This is a genomic window from Nocardia seriolae NBRC 15557, assembly GCF_007990715.1.
GTDB lineage: Bacteria > Actinomycetota > Actinomycetes > Mycobacteriales > Mycobacteriaceae > Nocardia > Nocardia seriolae.
Window position 1 is genome coordinate 5,328 of sequence record NZ_BJWY01000012.1, and the last position, 19,451, is coordinate 24,778.

At 71.4% G+C, this 19,451-nt stretch carries 2 protein-coding genes (1 of these 2 only partly in view); one reads left to right on the forward strand and one right to left on the reverse strand.

Features of this window, described 5'->3' with window-relative positions; translation table 11 throughout:
• Complete coding sequence (locus NS2_RS35840) at window positions 1–168, forward strand: hypothetical protein (RefSeq protein ID WP_155239773.1); 168 nt, start codon at window positions 1–3, stop codon at window positions 166–168.
• On the opposite strand, the gene NS2_RS05945 is transcribed toward NS2_RS35840, so the two are convergent.
• Window positions 148–19,451, reverse strand: partial view of a non-ribosomal peptide synthetase gene (locus tag NS2_RS05945; RefSeq protein ID WP_186817582.1) — the 3' portion only. The gene runs 478 nt beyond the window's last position; 19,304 of the gene's 19,782 nt are visible here — the last part of the coding sequence; its start codon lies off the right edge, out of view; the stop codon is at window positions 148–150. The two genes, NS2_RS35840 and NS2_RS05945, sit on opposite strands and share 21 nt — an antisense overlap.

The following is a 19,451-nucleotide window of genomic DNA, read 5'->3' on the forward strand; positions in this document are numbered from 1 at the left end:
ATGATCATCGGCCTGCCCATCGAGGTCGGCGACCTGCTCAGCCGCGTGGGCCGCATCATCGAAGCCGAAGCCGAAGCCGCCCACTGCGCGGCGGCGGCCCTCTCGCACAACACCGCCGAACGAGGTTTTCTGCTCATCCGCGCCGGATCACTCGTCGGCGGCCGGTAGTCGCAGGCGGGAATTCAGCAGGGGGGCTATCTGAGCCGCGCGCTCGGCGTTCAGCATTCCGGTGTGCCATTCGTCGATCGAGATTCGGTCGATGCGGCCGGTGATGTGAGGACGCCAGGTTTCGGTGAGGTGGTGGCGGCCGGGTTCGCGGGCCGCGGTGAACAGGACGGCGTCGCCGGAGTAGCGGCCCGGGGTGTACGGGAGCGGGCGGGAGAAGCTGTCCAGGACCCGCCGGATCTGTTGGGGGGTGAGGATTCCGGTGGCGGCGATGCGGTCGGTGAGCAGGGCGTAGAAGTCGTCGAGGTTGTCGATGTCGGGGATCTCGGTCAGGTCGAGGGCGTGCTGCCAGCCGGCGAGGATCCGGGTGACGGCTGTGGCCACGTCTTGCGGTGTGGGGTCGGGGGTTTCGGCGACTCCGGCTTCGGGGGTGGCGTCGACGATGGCCAGCAGGCCGACCGGGTGGCCGAGTTCCTGCAGGCGGACCGCCATGGCGTGGGCGATCTGGCCGCCGAGGGACCAGCCCAGCAGGTTGTAGGTGGTGCCGGGGAAACGGTCGAGAAGTTCGCGGACGTAGCGGTCGGCATAGGCGGCAATGGATTCCGGGCGGGTCTCGTCGGCGACGATGTGCGGGTCCTGGAGGCCGTACACCGGGCGGTCGGCGTCGAGGTGGGCCACCAGGGAGCCGTAGACCCAGGCCAGGCCGCCGCCGGGGTGGACGCAGAACAGGGGCGGGCGGGTTCCGGTGGAGCACAGCGGGGTCAGGACGCCCAGGGAGATGTCCATCGCACCGGGGCCGCGCTCCAGGATTCGCGCGACCGCGGCGGGGGTGGCGTCGGAGAACAGCTGGCTGAATTGCAGTTGCCGTCCGGTGCGGGACCGAATCAAGGAGACGACTCGGACGGCGGTGAGGGAGTTTCCGCCCAGGGCGAAGAAGTCGTCGTCGGCTCCGACCCGGTCGGCCTCGAGGACCTCGGCGAAGATGTCGGCCACGAGTTGTTCGAGCTGGGTGGCCGGGGCCCGGAAGCGCCGGGGTGCCGGGTCGGGTTCGGGTAGCGCCCTGCGATCGACCTTGCCGGTGGCGGTCAGCGGAAGTTCACCGAGCACCCGGACCACATCCGGCACCAGGTAGCCCGGCAGGCGCTCGGCCAGGGTCCGGCGGATGGCCGCCGGATCGGCCGCGAATCCCGGTTCGGGGACCACGTAGCCGACCAAACGGGTTGCGGCACCGGTCTTCTCACCGTCGCTGACGGTCACCGCCGCCTGCTCGATGCCCGGGAGCTCGGTGAGCGCGGCCTCCACCTCACCCGGTTCGAGGCGCTGCCCGCGCACCTTCACCTGGAAGTCGGAGCGGCCGACGAACACCAGCGTGCCGGTGCCCCTTCCGGTTTCGTCGGTCGCCCACCGCACCAGGTCCCCGGTGCGGTACAGCCGCTCCCCCGGCGCGCCGAACGGGTCGGCGATGAATCGTGCGGCGGTGAGCCCGGCGCGGCCCCGATATCCGCGTGCCACACCGGGTCCCGAGAGGTAGAGCTCGCCGACGACGCCGACCGGCACCGGTCGCAGGAAGGCGTCGAGCACCACCGCCGCGGTCCCCGCGATCGGCCCGCCGATCTCGATGGCGGCGTCGGGGGTCAGTTCCGCGCCGGTCGCCCAGATGGTCGCCTCGGCGGGGCCGTACAGGTTGTGGACACGGCGCAGGCCCGCGGCATCGGTGCCCGACCACTGCGTGACCAGGCGCTGCGGGCAGCGATCGCCGCCGGTGAGCACCACTCGAAGCTGTTCGAGCTCAGCCGGATCCAGGGTCAGCGCGACCGACGGGGTCAGGAAGGCGTGGGTGACGCGCCCGGCGCGCATCAGGTCGGTCAGGGGTTGCCCACCATAGACGTCGGCCGGGGCCACGACCAGCGTCGCGCCCGCCGAGACGGCCAGCAGCAGTTCCAACAGGGCCGCGTCGAAGGTGCGGGCGGCCACCGCCAGCACGCGGGAGTCGGGTTGCGGCGCGCTTCGGCCCCGGTGGTCGGCCACCAGCGCCGCCAGCCCGGCATGGGTGACCTCGACGCCCTTCGGCCGTCCGGTCGAACCCGAGGTGTACATGACATACGCGGTATTGCCGGTGTGCGGCACCGTATTCGGCTCGACACCGGAGCGAGCGCCGCCGTTCGACAGCGACGCGGCCTCCGGGCCACCCGGCACGGTCCACACCACGTCCGAAGGCAACGCCGCGCGGCACCGATCCGTCGTAATACCCACGTGCACACCGGCATCGGCGCAGACGTAGCCGTTCCGGTCCGCAGGATGCGCCGGATCCACCGAGACGAAGGCCGCGCCGGTCTTGGCGATGGCCCATACCGCCAGCACCCATTCGAAAGATCTCGGCAGGCCGATGGCGACCACCTGTTCGGGCCCGGCCCCGAGGCCGATCAGCTGCCGCGCCAGCCGGTTCGAGCGTTCGTCGAGCTCCCGGTAGGAGACCGCGCGGCCGCCGTCCACGACCGCGACGCCCTCGGGATTCGCGGCAACCGCGGCGGCCAGCAGGGCCGGGAGGGTTACGGCCGGGGCATCGGCGCGATCGGCACCACCCCATTCGTGAAGCACCCGCTCGCGCTCGCGCACGGACAGGATGTCGATGTCCCGGACCACCCTCGACGGGTCCTCGGCGACGGCGGTCAGCACCTTTCGCAGTCGCCGCGCCAGCCGCATGATCGTGGGCGGGTCGAAAAGGTCGGTGGCATAGCTCATTCCGACGGGGATCGCTCCGCGCTCGTCGGGTGTATCGGTGAGGGTCAGCGTCAGGTCGAAGCGCTCGACGCCGATGTCGGCCCCGGAGGTCGACACCGCGACGCCGGGCAGTTCGAGCCGCACCCGATCGAGATTGTGGAAGCCGAGCATCACCTGGAACAGCGGGTGGTGCGCCTGGCTGCGCGGCGGGTCCAGGGCCTCCACCACCTGTTCGAACGGAATCTCCGCGTGCGCGAAGGCATCCAGGTCCGTGCCGCGCACCCGGGCCAGCAGGTCCGCGAACGACAGCGACTCGTCCACCCGGGTGCGCAGCACGATGGTGTTGACGAACATGCCGACCAGATCGTCGAGCTGCGCCGACCCGCGCCCGGACACCGGGGTGCCGACCGCGATATCCGTACTGCCGGACAGTCGCGACAGCACGATGGCCAGGGCGGTGTGGAACACCATGAACACCGTGCACCCGTGGGTCTGCGCCACCCGTTGCAGGCCGGACACCACGGCCGGTTCGACGGTGAACGCGTAGGTCTCGCCCCGGTGCGAGGCCACCGCGGGGCGCGGGCGATCGGCCGGGAGTTCGAGCGTCTCCGGCAGCTCCGCCAGCCGGTCGCGCCAGTACCGGAGCTGCTGCGACAGTGTCGATTCCGGGTCGTCCGCCGAGCCGAGCAGTTCGCGCTGCCACAGCGCGTAGTCCGCGTACTGCACCGGCAGTGGCGACCGATCCGGCTGCCGCCCACCACACCTGGCCGCATAGGCGGACGCCAGGTCCCGCGCCAGCGGAGCCATGGAGAACCCGTCGGCGTTGATGTGGTGCACCACCATCACCAGCACGAATTCCTCGGGCCCGACCGACAGCAGGCGTACCCGCAGCGGAATCCGTTCGGCCACATCGAATCCCGTCGACATCACATCGGCCACCGCGTCGGCGGTCTTGGGTTCGTCGACGACCCGGGGAGCCAGATCGATGTCCACCGCATCGGCCAGCTCGGCGACCGGCACCACCACCTGATACGGCACCCCGTCGATATCCGGGTACCGGGTCCGCAGCACCTCGTGCCGGGACAGCACGTCCATGATGGCCGCGGACAGGGCCTCGACATCGAGCGCGCCCGACAGCCGCAGCACCAGCGGAATGCTGTAGGACACCGATTCCGGGGCGAACCGGTTCACGAACCACATGCGCTGCTGCGCGAAGGACAGGGGCACCCGATCCGGGCGTGCCTTGGGCTCGAGCCGCGGTCGGCCGATCCTCGCGACCCCGCCCCCGATGCCCGCCAGGTCCCGGGTGCCCGCCGAGCTCTGGATGCGCGCCGACAGGACGAGCGCGAGGTCTCCGACCGTGGTGGCGTCGAACGCATCCCGCACCGTGACCGGCACGCCCACCTCGTCGGCCAGTCGCGCCGCGAGCCTGGTGGCCGAGAGCGAATTGCCGCCCAGTTCGAAGAAGTCGTCCTCGCGTCCCACCCGCTCGATCCGCAGGACGTCGGCGAAGATTCGCGCCACGGTCCGCTCGATCGGTGTCGCGGGCTCCCGGAACTCGCGGGTGGCGAAGACCGGCTCCGGCAGCGCCTTCCGGTCCACCTTGCCGCTGCTGGTCAACGGCAGTGCGGCGAGGACCAGGATCGCGTCGGGCACCATGAACCTCGGCAGCCGCTGTGCCACCGTCCGCCGGAGGGTCTCGGGATCGCGTTGGTGTCCCGGCCGGGGCACCACGTATCCGGCCAATCGTGCTCCGGCGGTGTCGCTTTCACCCGAGCGCTGCACCACCACGGCCTGGCCGACGCCGTCCAGCTCGCGCAGGGCGGATTCGACCTCGCCGAGTTCGAGGCGTTGTCCCCGCACCTTGACCTGGAAGTCCGAGCGGCCGACGTACACCAGTTGACCGGTCCGCGAGCCGGATTCGCCCGCCGCGTCATCGGCCATCCAGCGCACCAGGTCACCGGTGCGGTACAGGCGCGCGCCCGCAGTGCCGAACGGGTCGGCCACGAATCGCGACGCCGTCAACCCCGCGCGGCCCCGATAGCCCTGCGCCACACCGGGTCCCGACACGTACAGCTCGCCGACGACACCGACGGGCACCGGACGCAGCCACCCGTCCAGTACCAGCGCGCGCATTCCCGTGATCGGGCCCCCGATCCCGATCTGCTTGCCCGGCGACAGCTCCGAGCCGGTCACCCAGATCGTCGCCTCGGCCGGACCGTACATATTGCGCATCCGCCGCAGACCGGCCGCATCGGTCCCCCACCAGCTCGTCACCAGCTGCGAGGAACTCTGATCACCGCCGGTCAGCAGCACCCGTAGATCATCGAGCCCGGCCGGGTCCACCGACGCCGCCACCGCCGGTGTGAGGAACGCGTGGCTGACCCGACGACCTCGCATCAGCTCCCACAGTGCCGGTCCGCCATACACATCCGGCGGCGCTACCACCAGCGCCGCACCACCGGACATCGCGAGCAGCAGTTCCAGCAGGGCCGCGTCGAAGGTGCGGGCCGCGACCGCGAGCACGGCCGAATCCGGCTCGACCGCGCAGTGCCCGGCGTGATCGGACACCAGGGCCGCCAAACCGGCGTGGGTGACCGCCACCCCCTTGGGACGGCCGGTCGAACCGGACGTGTAGATCACGTAGGCGGTGTTCTGCGGCCGGATGGCCCGGCCGCGAACGGCATCGGTCACCGGACCGGCCGGGCAGTCCCCGATCATGGCCGCCGTCTGCGGATCGTCGAGGATCAGCCACGCCATGTCGGCGTCGGGTAGCGCCCCGGCCGCCCCGGCGACCGTGATCCCCAGGTGTGCGGCCGAATCCGCGCACACGAACCCGTTGTGCTCGAGCGGATGTGCCGGATCCACGGTCAGGAAGGCCGCTCCGGTCTTCGCGACCGCCCAGACCGCCACCACCCATTCCGACGAACGCGGGAGCCCGATGGCGACCACGGTCTCCGGACCCGCTCCGCACCCGATGAGATGGTGCGCCAACCGGTTCGAGCGTTCGTCGAGCGCCCGATACGACATCGTGTCGTCGCCCTCGATGACCGCCTTCCCGCCCGGATTCGCAGCCGCCGCGGCGGCCAGTAGCTCCGGCAAGGTCGCGCCGGGCATCCCCGTCCCGCCGAGCGGATCCGCGCCGCCGCGACCCCATTCATCCAGGAGCACAGCGCGTTCCGCATCCGGGAGGACGGGAATTTCGCGCACCGGCAGGCTCGGATCGCGGGCGAGGGCACCCAGCAGGACCCGCAGTCGCCCGGCCAGCGCGTCGACCGGCTCGGCGTCGAGCAGGTCCGGCCGGTATTGCAGCCGGATGCGGAGCGTGTCCTGGGCGATCACGGTGCACGACAGCGGGTAGTGGGTGGAGTCCGTGCCGTCCACACCGGTCAGTTCGAGATCGCCGTGCCCGGCGACCTGCTGAACGTGCTGCGCGTCAACGGGATACGACTCGAGCACCATGGCGGTGTCGAAGAGGGTCTCGTTGCCGGTGAGCTCGTGGATCTCGGCGAGTCCGAGGTGTTGATGGTCGAGCAGGGCGGCCTGTTCGGCGTGGATTCGCGTCCACAGGGCGGTGACGGTTTCGCCGGGCTCGAGTCGCACCCGGGTCGGAATCGTATTGATGAACAGGCCGATCGTGCGCTCGGCCCCCGGCAGATCGGCGGGCCGCCCGGACACGGTGGTGCCGAAGACGACATCGGCGCGGCCGGTCAATTGGGCCACGATCAGTGCCCACGCCGACTGGAGCACGGTATTCAGCGTCACCCCGGCGGCGGCCGCGGCGGCCTGCAGTGCCGCGGTACCGGCCGCGTCGATGACCACGGATCGATCCACCACCGCGCCGGTACCGGTGGCGGGCTCGGCGATCAAGCTCGGTTCGGCACCGGCCAGCGCGGCGGACCAGGCGCTGCGGGCGGCGGCGTGGTCGTGAGTCGCCGACCACGCCAGGAAGTCCCGGTACGAGCCCGCGGCCACCCCGGTGTCCGTGCCGGTGGCGTAGCGGGTGAACAGATCGGTGACCAGCAGCGGCCAGGACCAGCCGTCGAGGATGACGTGGTGGTCGGTGAGGATCAGGGCCCAGCGTTCCTCGCCCAGCCGGGCGACGGTGAAGCGCAGCAACGGTGCGACGGTGAGATCGAATCGCTCGGCCTTGTCGGCGGCGGCCAGCTCCGCGAGACTCGCTTCTGGGTCGGCGTGATCGGTCAGATCGACGACGCGCCAAGGCAATTCGATGTCATCGCAGACGACTGCGACGCTGGTTCCGGCGGTGGTGGTCGTGAACGCGGTGCGCAGGACCGGATTGCACCGCACCAGCGCCGCGGCCGCGTCTCGCAACCGCTCCGGGTCCGCGGCACCGGACAGCCGCAGCACCACCTGTGCGGCATAGAGATCGATGCCGTCGGAGCCCTCGGCGAGCCGGGCGTGGAACAGCAGCCCGGCCTGCAACGGCGTCACCGGCCAGATCTCCGAGAGGGCCGGGTAGGCCCGCTCGAGCGCGGCGATCTCGGGTCGGGTCAGGGTGATCAGGTCGAAGTCCGAGGGGGAATGCCCACCCGCGCCGGGTGTTTCGGCGAGGTCGGCGAGTGCGGTCACGGCGTCGGTCCACAGCCGGGCCAGTTCCTCGATGTCCGCCGCGTCGAGGAGGGTACGCGGGAAGCGGAAGGTCGCGCGCAGCCGGTCGTCGATCACCAGGGCGCTCACGTCCAACGGCACGGTGACAGCCATGGCCGGGTCGGCGGGCACCGCCAATTCACCCAGTCCGCCGTCGATTCCGTCCGAGGCCGGGCCGGAGACCCGGCCCAGGTAGTTGAATCCGATCCGGCCCGGCATCCGATCCGGCAGTGCCGCGGCGGTTTCGGTGTCGAGGTAGCGGAGCAGGCCGTATCCGATGCCCTTGTCCGGGATCGATCGCAGGGTTTCCTTCACCGAGAACACCGCCGCGGCCATGGTTTCCGTGTCGATGCCGGGGTCCTCCCCGGGCAGGTCCAGGCGGACCGGGAACATGGTGGTGAACCACCCGACCGTCCGTGACAGTTCCGCGCCCGGAACCACCTGCTCCTCACGCCCGTGGCCCTCCATGCGGATCAGCACCGACGGCTCGTCGAGGCCGCGCCGCGCCCGCCAGATCCGCACCGCCACGGCCAATCCGGCCAGCAGCCCGTCGGTGACGCCGCCGTGGAAGATCGCCGGAATGCGGACGGTCAGCGCCCGGGTGACCGGCTCGGTCAGTTCGACGCTCACCTGATCGAGGGTGGCCGCGGTGTCGCGCGCCGGATCGAGTTCCCGCGCGCCCAGCACGGGATCCGGTCCCGATGCCATCGCCCGCCAGAAGTCCAACTCCCCCAACCGAATCGGGTCCGACGCGGCGGCGGCCAGGCCGTGCGCCCACGCCCGCATGGAGGTCCCCACCGGTGCCAGCGCCGGCGTCGAGCCCGCGGTGAGCTGTTCGAGCGCCGTCATCAGATCCGGCACCAGCACCCGCCAGGACACGCCGTCGATCACCAGGTGGTGGGCCACCACCAGCAGCCAGCCCGGTGCCCCGTTCGCGGGTTCGAGCAGCACGCAGCGAATCACCGATCCGCCCTGCGGATCCAGCTCGCCGAGCGCCGAATCGAGTTCGGCCGCGGCGATATCGGCCACCCTCCGGCGGCCCGCCTCGGTCTCGACCTCCCCCTCGATCACGCGCCGCCGCAGGACTTCGGCGATATCGACGTTCCCCGCCGGGGCGACCAGCATCGACCATTCCCCGGTGTCGCCGCGCCGCAGCCGGGACCGCAGCATGTCGTGGTGGTCCAGCAGCGCGCCCAGCGCGGCGGACATCTGCGGTCCGCTCACGCGGGCGAGCAGCCGCAACACCACGTGCTGATCGAAGCGGTCGAATCCGCCGCCCCACTCCACCATCCACCGCGCCACCGGCCACAGCGGCAGCTCACCGACGCCGCCGCCGGGCAGTTCGGCCAGACCGGAGGTCCCGTCCTCGGCGCTACGTGCGCGCCGGGCCAGTCGCGCCGGGGTCCGCTGCTCGAATACATCGCGGGGTCCGAAGACGACTCCGCGGCCGCGCGCCTGGGTGACCAGCTGGATCGAGACGATCGAATCCCCGCCCAGCGCGAAGAAGTCGTCGTCCGCGCCGACCCGTTCGAGCCCGAGGACCTGTGCGAAGACCTCCGCGAGCAGCTCCTCGACCGGGGTGGCCGGGGCGCGGAAGTCGGTGTGCGGGAAGACCGGTTCGGGCAGGTTCCGGCGATCGATCTTCCCGGTCGCGGTCAGCGGCAGTTCCTCGAGCACCATCACCGCGTCCGGTACCAGGTAGGCGGGCAGCCGCTGCCCCACTCGGTGCCGGATCAGTTCCCCGTCCAGCGTGCAGCCCGCGGCGAGGGTCACGTAGCCGACCAGTCGCCCGCCGGTGCCGGATGCCGGAGTGTGGACCACGACGACGGCCTGTTCGATGCCCGTCTGTTCACACAGGGCGGCCTCGATCTCGCCCGGTTCCAGGCGCTGGCCGCGCACCTTGACCTGGAAGTCGGAGCGGCCCACGAATTCCAGGGTCCCGGAACCGGTTTCGCCGATGCCGACCCGCACCAGGTCGCCGGTGCGGTACAGGAGACCTCCGGGCGCGCCGAAGGGATTCGCGATGAACCGCGACGCGGTCAGGCCCGCCCGGCCCCGATAGCCCCGGGCCACATCGGGACCGGCCAGGTACAGTTCGCCGACCGCGCCCGCGGGCACCGGGCGCAGCCACGGGTCCAGGACCGCCACGGCCGTTCCCGCGATCGGGCCGCCGATCTCGATCGGCCGCCCCGGCAGCAGGGGCGCACCGGTCACCCAGATGGTGGCCTCGGCCGGGCCGTACAGGTTGTGCACCCGCCTGCGGCGCGCGGTATCGGTGCCCGCCCACCGCGAGACGAGTTGCGGCCCAAAGCGATCGCCGCCGGTCAGCACGACGCGCAGTTCGTCCAGTCCCGCGCTGTCGAGCGAGGCGGCCACCGCCGGTGTCAGGAAGGCGTGGCTGACGCGCTGCTCGCGCAACAGCTCCCACAGCGGTGCGCCGCCGTAGACCTCCGGTGGCGCGACCACCAGTGTCGCGCCCCCGGAGGCCGCGAGCAGTAGTTCGAGGATCGCCGCGTCGAAGGTGCGGGCGGCCACCGCGAGCACCCGTGAGCGCGGCTCGACCGCACAGCGTCGCCGATGGTCGGCCACCAGCGCGGCCAGGCCGGAGTGCGAGACGGCCACGCCCTTGGGCTGTCCCGTCGAACCCGAGGTGTACACCACGTACGCCACATTCGCGGGGTGCGGTGCGGCGGCGCGGTCCCCTTCGATCGATGTCGTCGCATCGAGCTCCGAGAGGTCGAGTTCGTCGATCCGAATCGATTCCACCCCTGGCACTTCGAGCTCGAACTCACCGCGGGTCAGTACGCAGCGGGCTCCGGAATCGGTGCACACGAACCGATTCCGCTCCGCCGGATGGGCCGGGTCCACCGAGACGAACGCCGCCCCGGTCTTGGCGATCGCCCACACCGCCGCCACCCAGTCGGCTGAGCGCGGCAGTCCGACGGCCACCACCGTCTCGGGTCCGGCCCCGCGCCCGATCAGGAAGCGCGCCAGCCGATTCGAGCGCTGTTCCAGCTCCCGATAGGTGATCCGGACGTCCGCGTCGGCCACGGCTTCCCCGTCCGGGTCGGCGGCCACGGCGGACGCCAGGACATCGGTCAACATCATCGGTGCGGTTGCCGTTTCGCCGAGCGTCTCGAACCCGAGCAGCCCGGCGCGGTCGAGGTCCCGGCCGATATCGCGGACCGGCGCGGACGGGTCCCCGGCGATGGCGAGCAGGATCGCCCGCAGTCGCTCGCCGTGGGCCGCGACGGTGTCCGCGTCGAAAAGCTCTGCCCGGTACTGCAATAGGATGCCGAGCGTGTCCCGCAGCATGGCGGTGCACGACAGCGGGTAGTGGGTGGCGTCGGCGGCGTTCACCCGGGTGATGGCGAGATCGCCGTCGCCGAGGGCGTGTTCGATGTCGTTCAGGTCGACGGGGTAGGACTCGAGCACCATGAGGGTGTCGAAGAGAGCGTCGGTGCCGGTGCGCGCGTGGATGTCGCGCAGGCCGACGTGGTGGTGGTCGAGCAGTGCCGCCTGTTCGCGGTGCAGCCGGGTCCACAGGGCGGCAACGGTTTCGGCGGGGTCGAGCCGGACCCGGGTGGGGATCGTATTGATGAACAGGCCGAGGGTGTGGGCGGCGTCGGGGAGTTCGCCGGGACGGCCGGAGACCGTCGCGCCGAAGACCACGTCGGTGCGGCCGGTCAGCTGTGCCATGAGCAGGGCCCAGGCCGATTGCAGGACGGTGTTCACGGTGACCCCGGCCGCGGCGGCCGCCGACACCAGGGCGCGGGTGCCGGATTCGTCGAGCGCGAGCGTCCGTTCGGCGATTGCCGTGCCGCCGGGTCCGGTGTCACCGGCGATCAGAGTCGGCTCGATGCCGTCGAGGGCGACATCCCAGGCCGACAGTGCCGCCTCGTGGTCGCGGGTTGTCAACCACGCCAAGTAATCCCGGTACGAGCCGGGGGTACGGCCCGGATGCTGCCCGGTGTATGCGGTGAACAGTTCGGTGAGCAGCAGCGGGTAGGACCAGCCGTCGAGGATGATGTGGTGGTTGGTCAGGATCAGCGCCCACCGGTCGGCGGCGAGCCTGGCAACGGTGAAGCGCAGCAGGGGGCCGGTGGCGAGGTCGAAGGGTGCCGCCTTCTCGGCCGCGGACAGTTCGGTCAGCGCACTCGCCGGGTCGGCGGAGTCTGTCAGATCGACTACATGCCAGGATAATTCGGCGTCTCCGCGCACGACGGCGACGGTCGCGCCGTTGCCGACGGTGGTGAACGATGTCCGAAGACCCTCGTGCCGCCCCACCAACGCGGTCGCGGCCTCGCGCAGTCGCGCCGGGTCCAGGCCGCCGGACAGGTGCAGGATCAGCTGGGCGACATAGGAATCCGGTTCGGCGTCGGCACCGGCGAGGTGGGCGTGGAAGAGCAGACCGGCCTGGAGCGGGGTCACCGGCCACACGTCGGTCAATGCGGGGTGGGCGTGTTCCAGGTCGGCGATGTCCGCCGGGGTCAGCGGTGCCAGCGCGAAGTCCGAGGGGGAATGCCCACCCGCGCCGGGTGTTTCGGCGTGTTCGGCGATGGCGGTCAAGGCTTGCGTCCACAGGTCGGCCAGCTCCCGCACCTCGGCGGGGTCGAGCAGGGTGCGCGGGAAGCAGATCGCGGCCTGGAGCCGATCGTCGATCACGATGGCGCTGATATCGAGCGCCGCCGTCACCGGCATGTCGGGGTCCGGTGCGGCGGTCAGTTCGCCGAGGCCACCGTGCGGGCCGTCGGCGCCCACGTCGGCCCTCGACACCCGACCGAGGTAGTTGAAGCCGATCCGGCCCGGCATCCGATCCGGCAGCAGTGCCGCGGTCTCGTCGTTCAGGTACCGCAGCAACCCATAACCGATGCCCTTGTCCGGGATCGAGCGCAACGTCTCCTTCACCGAGAACACCGCCGCCGCGACCGCGTCCCCGGCGGCATCCTCGATATCGATGCCGTCCAGGTCGAAACGCACCGGGAACATGGACGTGAACCAGCCGACCGTCCGCGACAGATCCGCGCCGGGCACGACCTGTTCCTCACGCCCGTGGCCCTCCAGCCGGATCAGCACCGACGGGTCGTCGATCCCCCGGCGGGCCCGCCACATGCGCACGGCCACCGCCAATCCCGCCAGCAGTCCGTCGTTCACACCGCCGTGGAACGCCGCCGGAACCCGCGACAGCAGCGCCCGGGTCACCGGCTCCGGCAGCCGCAGTTCGATCTGTTCGAGCGTGGCGGCGGTGTCGAGCTCCGCATCCAGCTCACGCCCGCCCACCGCCGGATCCGTTCCGGCCACCACTGATCGCCAGAAGTCCAGCGCCCCCACCCGCATCGGCTCGCACGCGGCGGCCGCCAGCCCGTGCGCCCAGCGCCGCATCGAGGTTCCGACCGGTGCCAGCGCGGGCACGCCGCCCGCGGCCGACTGCGTGAGCGCGGTCATCAGGTCCGGCACCAGCACCCGCCACGACACCCCGTCGACCACCAGGTGGTGCGCGACCACCAGCAGCCAGCCCGGTACGTCGGCGGCGGGTTCGAGCCACACGAACTGCACCATCACGCCATCGCGCGGGTCGAGCCAGTCCAGTGCCGAATCCAGTTCCGCGGCGGCGATTTCCGTCACGGCCGCCCGGCCGGCGGCGGTGTGGACGTCGATGTCCGCCGCGAGCGCGCGCCGGTGCAGCAGCCAGGCCGGATCGACAGCGCCCGCCGGAGCGACCTGCATCGACCACTGCCCGGCATCGTCGCACCGCAGGCGGGATCGCAGCATGTCGTGCCGGTCCAGGACCGCGGCGATGGTGGCGACCAGTTCCGCCTCGTCGACCCCGGCGGGCAGGCGCAGCACGACGTGCTGGTCGAAGCGTTCGAATCCCTTGCCCCACTCCACCATCCAGCGCGCCACCGGCAGCAGCGGCAGCTCACCCGTACCGCCGCCCGCCAATTCGGCCAGGCTCGCGCCGCCCGTGTCCGAGGTCTGTGCGCAGGCCGCCAGCCGGGCCGGGGTCCGCTGCTCGAACACATCCCGCGGACCGAAGCAGACGCCGCGCGCGCGGGCCTTGGCGACGACCTGGATCGAGACGATGGAATCACCGCCGAGGGCGAAGAAGTCGTCATCGGCACCGACCCGCTCGACGCCGAGCACCTCGGCGAACACCCCGGCCACGACCTCCTCGCCCGGCGTCGTGGGCGCACGGAACTCCTGCGGCGCGAACACCGGTTCCGGCAGCGCGCGCCGATCCACCTTTCCGGTTGCGGTCAAAGGCAGTTCGCCGAGCACCATGATCACATCCGGCACCAGATACCGCGGTAGCCGGTCGCCCACCGCGGCCCGGATCGTCTCCGGCCGGAGCGTGGACCCGGTCGCGGCGGCGACGTACCCGACCAGCCGCACGGCGGAACCGGAGTCGTGCACGACCACGACCGCCTGCCGGACACCGTCGAGTTCGCACAGCGCGGTCTCGACCTCTCCCGGCTCCAGTCGCTGACCGCGCACCTTCACCTGGAAGTCGGACCGGCCGACGAATACGAGTGTCCCGGAACCGGTTTCGCCGGCCACCCAGCGCACCAGGTCGCCGGTGCGATACAGCCGGTCGCCCGCCGTGCCGAGGGGATTCGCGACGAACCGTGAGGCCGTCCGCCCGGCCCGTCCCCGATATCCGCGCGCCAGTCCGGCACCGGACAGATACAGTTCGCCGACCACGCCCACCGGCACCGGGCGCAGGGCTCCGTCCAGCACCAGCACGCCGATTCCCGGTATGCCGGTGCCCAATTCGAGGGGGTCACCGGCCCGCAGTTCGCGGCTTATCATGGCGATGACGGTGGTCTCGGTCGGCCCGTAGGTATTGAAGAAGCGCCGCGATCCGCCCGCGTCGGTGCGCGACCAGCGTTCCACCAGGCGCGCCGAGTAGCCTTCTCCGCCCACGGTCAGGGCTTGCAGCTCGTCGAGCCCGTCGGGATCCAGGGAGGCCACCACCGACGGGGTCAGGAACGCGTGGGTGATGCGCTGCTCGCGCAGCAGGGCGGTCAGGGCCGGGCCGCCGTAGGCGTCCTCCGGTGCCAGGATCAGGGTCGCGCCGACGGGGACGGCGAGCAGGATTTCGAGCATGGCGGCGTCGAAAGTGCGGGCGGAGACGCCCAATACGCGGGAGTCGGGGGTGATCGCGTAGCTGTGCAGGTGAGCGGCGGCCACGGCGGTGAGCCCGGCGTGGGTCACCGCGACGCCCTTGGGGCGGCCGGTCGAGCCGGAGGTGTAGACGACGTAGGCGATATCGCCCGCGCGCAGGACCCCGCGTCGATCGGATGCGGTGACGGCGACGGGCGTGTGCTTGCGGATCTCCGAGACCACGGCCGGGTCGTCGGCGATCAGCCAGGTGACGTCCTCGCCCGGCAGGGCGGTGGCGTGCCCGCCGAGGGTGATGCCCAGCCGCACACCGGAATCCGCGCACAGGAAGCGATTGCGGTCCAGCGGGTGGCCGGGGTCCAGCGACAGGAACCCGGCTCCGGTTTTGGTGATCGCCCAGACCGCGAGCACCCAGTCGAGTGAGCGCGGCAGCGCGAGGGCGAGCACCGATTCCGGGCCGATGCCGTAGCCGATCAGGAAGCGCGCCAACCGGTTCGAGCGGGCGTCGAGTTCGCGGTAGGAGATTCGGCGCTCGCCGTCCACGACCGCGATGCCGTCCGGATTCGCGGCCACCGCGGCGGCCAGCAGCTCCGGCAGCGTGGCGTCGGGTGCCAGGTGGCCGAGGTCGGGAATGCCCGTGCGGCCCCAGGTTTCGAGGGTGGGCCGCTCCCGGTCCGAGAGGATGTCGATAGCGCGCACCGCCCCGGCGGAGTCGGCGGCGAGGGTCCGCAGCACCCGCACGTAGCGCGCCATGAAGTCGATTATGGTCGCGGAATCGAAAAGATCTGTGGCGTAGCCGAAGTCGATCCGCATGGCACCATCGGCGTCCGGTGTGTCGGCCAGGGTGAGGGTCAGGTCGAAGCGCTCGACGCCGGTATCCGCGCCCGACGGTGTCACCGCGAGTCCCGGCAGTTCGATCGCCGCCGGGTCGAGATTGTGGAAGGCCAGCATGACCTGGAACAGCGGGTTGTGGGCCTGGCTGCGCGGCGGATCGATCGCCTCCACCACGTGTTCGAACGGAATCTCGGCGTGCGCGAACGCATCCAGGTCCACCGCGCGCACCCGCGCCAGCAGTTCACGGACCGTCAGCGACTCGTCGACCCGGGTGCGCAGCACGACGGTATTGACGAACATGCCGACCAGGTCGTCGAGCAGCGCCGAGCCACGCCCCGATACCGGTGTGCCGATCGCGATGTCGGCGGTGCCCGACAACCGGGACAGCAGCACGGCCAGGGCCGCGTGGAACACCATGAAGGTGGTCGCCCCGGCATCGGCGGCCAATTCCCGCAGGCCGGAGACGACGGCGGGCTCCACCGTGCAGTGGCAGGTCGCGCCCCGGTGCGAGGCCACGGCCGGACGCGGTCGGTCCGAGGGCAGCTCCACGACCTCGGGCAGGTCGCTCAACTGTGCTGTCCAGTAACCGATTCGGCGTGCGAGCAGCGAATCGGGATCGGCGGCGGCGCCCAACGACTCCCGCTGCCACAGCGCGTAGTCCGCGTACTGCACCGGCAGCGGTGACCGATCCGGTTGCCGCCCGGCGCACCTGGCCGCATACGCCGCCGCCAGATCCCGCGCCAGCGGGGTGATCGAGAAGCCGTCGGCATTGATGTGGTGCACGGCCATCACCAGGACGAAGTCTCGCGGTGCGGTCGCGAACAGCCTGGCTCGCAGCGGAATCCGTTCCGCCACATCGAAGCCCACCGCGACCACCTCGGCCACCGCGGCCGTCACCCGGTCCTGCGCGACCTGCCGCGGCGTCAGGTCGATATCCACGGCCGCCGCCAGCTCGGCCACCGGCACGACCGCCTGATACGGCACGCCTTCGACATCCGGGTAGCGGGTGCGCAGCACCTCGTGCCGGGTGAGCACATCCGTGATCGCCGCCGTCAGGGCCGCGCTTTCCAGGTCGCCCGACATCCGCAGCACCAGCGGGATGCTGTAGGACGCCGACTCCGGCGCCAACCGGTTCACGAACCACATGCGCTGCTGCGCGAACGACAATGGGACCCGCTCGGGTCGCGTCCACGGCCGCAATCGGGGTCCTTCGACGCCCGCCCGATCCGCCGCGCCCAGCCGGGCCGCCAGCTCCCCCACCACCGACGCCTCGAACACATCCCGCACACCCACCGCCGTCCCGAGGCTGTCCGCCAGGCGGGCCGCCAATCGAGTCGCCGAGAGCGAATTGCCGCCCAGTACGAAGAAATCGTCATCGACGCCGACCCGCTCCATGCCGAGCACCTCGGCGTAGACGGACGCCACGATCTGTTCGACCGGTGTCGCCGCCGCCCGATAGCCGGGCCGCACCGTCGCGGGTTCGGGTAGCGCGGCCTTGTTCAGCTTCCCGTTCAATGTCAGTGGCAGCGCGTCCAGCACCGTGATCGCGTCGGGCACCATGAATCCCGGCAGTCGCCCGGCCAGGGCCCGTCGCACCCGCACCGGGTCCACGGCACCGTCGGGCGCGGCGACCACGTAGGCCACCAGCCGCGCCCCGGTAGCGGTCTCGCGCACCAGGACGACGGCCTGCTCGACCCCGTCCTGCTCACCCAGCGCGGACTCGATCTCCCCGAGCTCGAGCCGCTGCCCGCGAATCTTCACCTGGAAATCGGATCGACCCACGAACTCGAGCACACCGGCACCCGACCCGGAGCCCGCCGCCTCGAATCCATGTGTGCCCGAGTCGCATTCGATGGCCCGCCACCGCACCAGGTCCCCGGTCCGATACAGCCGCCGCCCCGGTGCGCCGAACGGATCGGCCACGAACCGCGCCGCCGTCAACCCCGCGCGCCCCCGATACCCCTGCGCCACACCGGGACCCGACACGTACAACTCACCGATCACGCCCACCGGCACCGGCCGCAACCAGGAATCCAGCACCGAGGCCGACATGCCGCCGATCACCGACCCCATGGGAATCGGCTCGCCCGCACGCAATTCGCCGGTCCCGGTCACCCAGATGGTCGCCTCCGCCGGACCGTACAGATTGTGCACCCGTCGCCGCCCCGCCCCATCGGTGCCCGCCCACCGCGCGACCAGCCCGCCCGGGCACGCCTCCCCCGCCACGGTCAGCACTTCCAGATCGTCCAACCCGTCCGGGTCCATGGCCGCCGCCACGGTCGGCGTGAGAACGGCGTGACTGACCCGCTCGGCGCGCATCAGCTCGGCCAGCTCCCGCCCGCCGTACACCTCCGGCGGGGCCACCACCAAGGTCGCGGCACCGGAAATCGCCAGCAGCAGTTCGAAAATCGCCGCGTCGAAGGTCCGGGCCGCCACCGTCAGCACCCTCGAATCGGGCCCCACCCCGAACCGACGCCGCTGCGCCCCGCACACGCCCGCCAACCCGGAGTGCGTGACCTCCACCCCCTTCGGCCGCCCCGTGGACCCGGAGGTGTACACGATGTACGCCACCCCCGTCGCAGTCCCGGCATTCGCCCCGGCCATCGGTGTATGCGCCCAGACCGTCCCGGCGGGATGGTCTGGGGTGTCGGCGAAGTCGTCGAGGATCAGCCAGGACATGCCGTCCTGTGGCAGCCCGTGGGCGTACCGGGAGGTCGTAATGCCCATGCGCACAGCGGAATCGGTGCACATGAACAGATTGCGGTCGTGCGGGTGGGCGGGGTCCAGGGACAGGAAGGCCGCCCCGGTCTTGGCCACGGCCCAGACCGACAGCACCCATTCCAGTGAACGCGGCACGCCGACCGCCACCACCGAACCGGCGGACACACCGGCTCGAATCAGGCTCTGCGCCAGCCGGTCGGACCGTTCGTCGAGGTCGCGGTAGGAGACCCGGCGATCCCCGTCCACCACCGCGCAACCGTCCGGGTTCGCGGTTGCCGCCGCCGACAACAAGTCCGGCAGGGTCGGCCCCTGTCCTTCTGGGCGGGTGCGGTCCCTCGGGGCGATGTCGGGGGCGAGTGATTCGAGGTCGAGCGTGCTGCCCGCGCCCCAGTGCCGGAGCCGCTCGCGCTCGGATTCCGACAGCGCCTCGATGTCGCGGATCGGGCGTGCCGGGTCGGTGCCGACCGCGTGCAGGACCCGGTGCAGGCGTTGCGCGAAGGCGGTGATCGTCGCGGCGTCGAACACCTCGGGCCGGTACTGCAGCCGGATGCGCATGCCGTCGTGGACGGTGACGCTGCACGTGAGCGGATAGTGGGTGGAGTCGGTGGCGATCACCTCGGTCAGGTCCAGCCGTGCCCGGCCGGTGAGATTCCGGATGCCCTGCGCGTCAAGGGGATAGGACTCGAGGACGAGTACGGTGTCGAAGAGGCTGTCGGTCTCGGTGAGCGCGTGGATCTCGGACAGGCCGAGGTGATGGTGGTCGAGCAGCGCGGTCTGCTCGCGGTGGAGACGGGACCACAGCTGGGCAGCCGTCTCGGCGGGATCGAGGCGCACCCGGGTCGGGACCGTATTGATGAACAGGCCGACGGCGCGGTCGGCGTCGGGAAGTTCACCGGGACGACCGGATACGGTTCCACCGAACACCACGTCGGTGCGACCGCTGAACTGTGCCAGCATGAGCGCCCACACCGATTGCAGCACGGTGTGGAGAGTCACCCCGGCCGTGGCCGCCCGATCCGCCAGCTCGCGGGCGGCGGCGGGGTCGAGGGTGAGCCATTCCTCGGCCACGGCAGCGATTTCGGTCCGCGCGCCGGGTGCGAGCAGCATGGGTTCGGCACCGGCGAGGGTGGCGGACCAGGCGGCAGCTGCCGCATCGCGGTCACGGGTTTCCAACCACGCCAGGAAATCCCGATACGAGCCCGCCGGGGTGCGGGTGGCCGCGCCGTCGGCGTAGTGGGCGAACAGGTCGGTGACCAGCAGCGGGTAGGACCAGCCGT

What these genes read in the sequence shown, in the direction of transcription:
- NS2_RS35840 (WP_155239773.1), top strand. Translation starts at nt 1, where the DNA reads ATGATCATCGGCCTGCCCATCGAGGTCGGCGACCTGCTCAGCCGCGTG.